The organism is Sphingomonas bacterium, from assembly GCF_903643065.1.
In the GTDB taxonomy this organism is placed as follows: domain Bacteria; phylum Pseudomonadota; class Alphaproteobacteria; order Sphingomonadales; family Sphingomonadaceae; genus Sphingomonas.
In genome coordinates this window covers 1-3,181 of record NZ_CAHJWX010000364.1, presented here as the reverse complement: position 1 = coordinate 3,181, position 3,181 = coordinate 1, and the positions used below count along the sequence as shown (strand labels likewise).

The 3,181-nt window shown below is 67.0% G+C and carries 3 protein-coding genes; 2 read left to right on the top strand and 1 reads right to left on the bottom strand.

Annotated features, from left to right (window positions below; all coding sequences use genetic code 11):
* Positions 1-1,852, top strand: a 1,852-nt coding sequence (locus tag HUU95_RS12075; protein ID WP_217429834.1) for a TRAP transporter large permease, incomplete at its 5' end; no start/stop codon positions are given.
* A 50-nt stretch (positions 1,853-1,902) separates the two neighbouring features.
* Positions 1,903-2,688, top strand: coding sequence for an SDR family oxidoreductase (locus tag HUU95_RS12070; RefSeq protein WP_174280330.1), 786 nt, complete (start codon positions 1,903-1,905; stop codon positions 2,686-2,688).
* Positions 2,689-2,692: 4 nt separating this feature from the next.
* On the opposite strand, the gene HUU95_RS12065 is transcribed toward HUU95_RS12070, so the two are convergent.
* Positions 2,693-3,181: SDR family oxidoreductase (locus HUU95_RS12065; protein WP_174280329.1), on the bottom strand; the 489-nt coding region annotated here is incomplete at its 5' end.

The following is a 3,181-nucleotide window of genomic DNA, read 5'->3' as shown; positions in this document are numbered from 1 at the left end:
TACGTCAGTCTCCTCACATCCGATCGGCTGGCGCGCTGCCGCTCGGTTGGACATGGCGCTGGGACGTTTGGTGGATGCGCTCGCGGCCTCCCTCGTCGTCGTCGAGATCGTGCTGCTCTTCACCGGCATCGTGTCGCGCGGGGTCTTTCAGACGCCGCTCGTCTGGAGCGACGAGCTCGCCTCCTCCCTGTTCTTGTGGCTCGCCATGCTGGGAGCCGTCATCGCGGCCCGCCGGTTCGAGCACATGCGAATGACGGCTTTCGTCAGCATGCTGCGGCCGGGGCCACGTTCCTTGCTGGATACCGTGGCGGGCCTGGCAGCCGCCGCCTTTCTCCTGGCGGTGCTCCGTCCGGGCTACCTGTATGCGGTAGAACAAGCCTTCATAACGTCTCCGGCTATGGGCATTCCCGATTCCTGGCGTGCCGCGGCTCTGCCGGTGGGGGCGGGATTGATGCTGGTGACGATCGTGCTGCAGACGCTCAGCATGACGCACACGAAGGTCATCCTGGCCGCTGCTGCCATACTGGGCGCCGTCGCAGGCGTCTTGTGGCTGGGCGCTCCGATCCTGAAGCAGCTCGGCAACTACAACCTCCTGATCTTCTTCGTCGGCGGCGTCGCGTCGATGGTCCTGTTCGGCGTGCCGATCGCGTTCTGCTTCGGCCTCAGCACTGTCGGCTATCTGGCGCTGACGACGCGCTTCCCGCTCGGCGTCGTGATCGGACGGATGGATGGCGGCATGTCGCAGCTCATCCTGCTCGCCATTCCGCTCTTCGTGTTTCTCGGCGCATTGCTGGAGATGACCGGGATGGCGCAGGCCATGGTGCGTTTCCTGGCCAACCTGATCGGCCACCTCCGCGGCGGCCTCAGCTACGTGCTCATCGGCGCGATGTATCTCGTCAGTGGGATATCCGGCGCCAAGGCGGCCGACATGGCGGCGGTCGCGCCGGTGTTGTTCCCGGAAATGCGGCGCCGTGGAGCCCGGCCCGGCGACTTGGTGGCGCTGTTGTCTGCGACGGGAGCGCAGACGGAAACCGTGCCGCCCAGCCTTGTGCTGATCACGATCGGCTCGGTGACGAACGTCTCGATCAGCGCCCTGTTCACGGGCGGCTTGCTCCCCAGCGCCCTGCTCGCCGTCGTGCTCTGCATCGTGGTCTGGTGGCGCCATCGCGATGCCGGCGTGACGAGCGCCGCGCGGGCCAGCGGGCGAGAGATCGGGCGCAGTCTCGTGATCGCCGTGCCGGCCCTCGTGCTGCCGTTCGTGATTCGCACCGCCGTCATCGAAGGTGCCGCGACCGCGACCGAGGTGTCGACGATCGGGATCGCGTATTGCCTCGTCGTCGGTGTCGTCGTGTACCGCGGCCTGGATTGGCGGCGCATCGGCCCGGCGCTGGTGAACACGGCCGCCCTGTCCGGCGCCATCCTGCTGATCATCGGAACGGCGACCGGCATGGCTTGGGCGCTGACGCAGTCCGGGTTCTCACGGGAGCTTGCGTCCGCGATGACAGGCCTGCCCGGCGGCCAAGGAATGTTCCTTCTCGTCTCGATCCTGGCTTTCGTCATCCTCGGCAGCGTTCTGGAAGGCATCCCGGCCATCGTGTTGTTCGGGCCGCTGCTGTTCCCGATCGCCCGGGAGTTCGGCGTCAACGAGGTCCACTACGCTGTCGTCGTCGTGCTGGCGATGGGGCTGGGCCTCTTCGCGCCTCCCTTCGGGGTCGGCTACTACGCCGCGTGCGCGATATCGCAGGTCAGCCCGGATGCCGGCATGCGGTCCATCTGGGGTTACCTGGTCGCCTTGGCTGCCGGCATCGCGGTGGTCGCCGCGATCCCGTGGATCTCGACGGGGTTCCTCTGACCATTCCGGACAGTGCCGGTGCCGGCGTCTCAGCGCGATAGGAGCACATATTGACCGAAGGCGCACAGCAACCCCTTCCCATACGCCTGGACAAGCTTCGGGTCGCGATCACGGGCGGAGCCGGGGGCATCGGGCGGGTCATCGCGGACAGCTTCGCCGCGTGCGGTGCGAAGCCGTTCGTCTCCGACATCGACGAGACGGCGCTGGCTGACTGCCCCCATCCGGCCATGCTGGCGGATGCGGGAGACGCGGCGGCACTGGAGCGGTTCATCGGTGCCGCGGCCGAAACGCTCGGCGGCCTCGACGTGCTGATCAACAATGCCGGGATCGCCGGGCCGACCAAATCGGTGGACGCCGTGACGCCGGCGGAGCTGGATGCGACGCTGCAGATCTGCCTGGCGAGCCAATTTCATTGCGCGCGCCACGCGGTGCCGCTGCTGCGGGAGGCTGGGGGCGGCTCGATCATCAATCTCAGCTCCGCCGCCGGGAAGTTCGGATTCCCGCTGCGGTCGCCCTACTCGGCGGCAAAGTGGGGCGTGATCGGCTTCACCCGGACCCTGGCGATGGAACTCGGTCCGGACGGCATCCGGGTCAACGCCTTGCTGCCGGGCTTGGTCGATGGACCTCGGGTCCGCAGCATGATCGCCGCCAAGGCCGAGTCCCGCGGGGTCGGCAACAACGAACAGACCGCCATGGCGGTAAGCTCCGTCAGCCTGCGCTGCTTCGTGACCCAGCAGGACATCGCCAACATGGCGTTGTACTTGGCAAGTCCCTTCGGGGCGACCATCACCGGCCAGGCGCTCAGCATTGACGGGGGGATCGAGTCGCTGTTCTAGCGGCTCAGCATTTGCTCGACGGCTGCATCACGATCTGGCTCAGCGTCACGTGGGATGGCCGGGTCAACGCGAACACGACGGTCTCCGCCACGTCGCTGCTTTCGAGCGGCAGGTCGCCGCTCATCTCGGTCCAATATTCCCGGATCGCGGTCTCGTCGCCGCGAAGTCGGGCCTCGGCAAAGCCGCTGCGAACCGGACCCGGCTGCACCTCGATCACACGTACGCCTGAGCCCGACAGTTCGGACCGGATGTTGTCGCTGAACATGTGCAGCGCGGCTTTACTCGCACCATAGGCCGCGATGTTGGCGTAGGACTTGATGCCGGATGTCGATCCCATGTTGACGATGTCGCCTTTGCGGCGCTGTACCATGCCGGGAAGGATGGCGCGCGTGACGCGAAGCGCGGCGCGCAGGTTCGTGTCGATGATGTCGCTCCAGTCGTCTGCCGTCCCGGAGGCGAACGGGGTCCGTCCCCCAACGTCATGCCCGGCGTT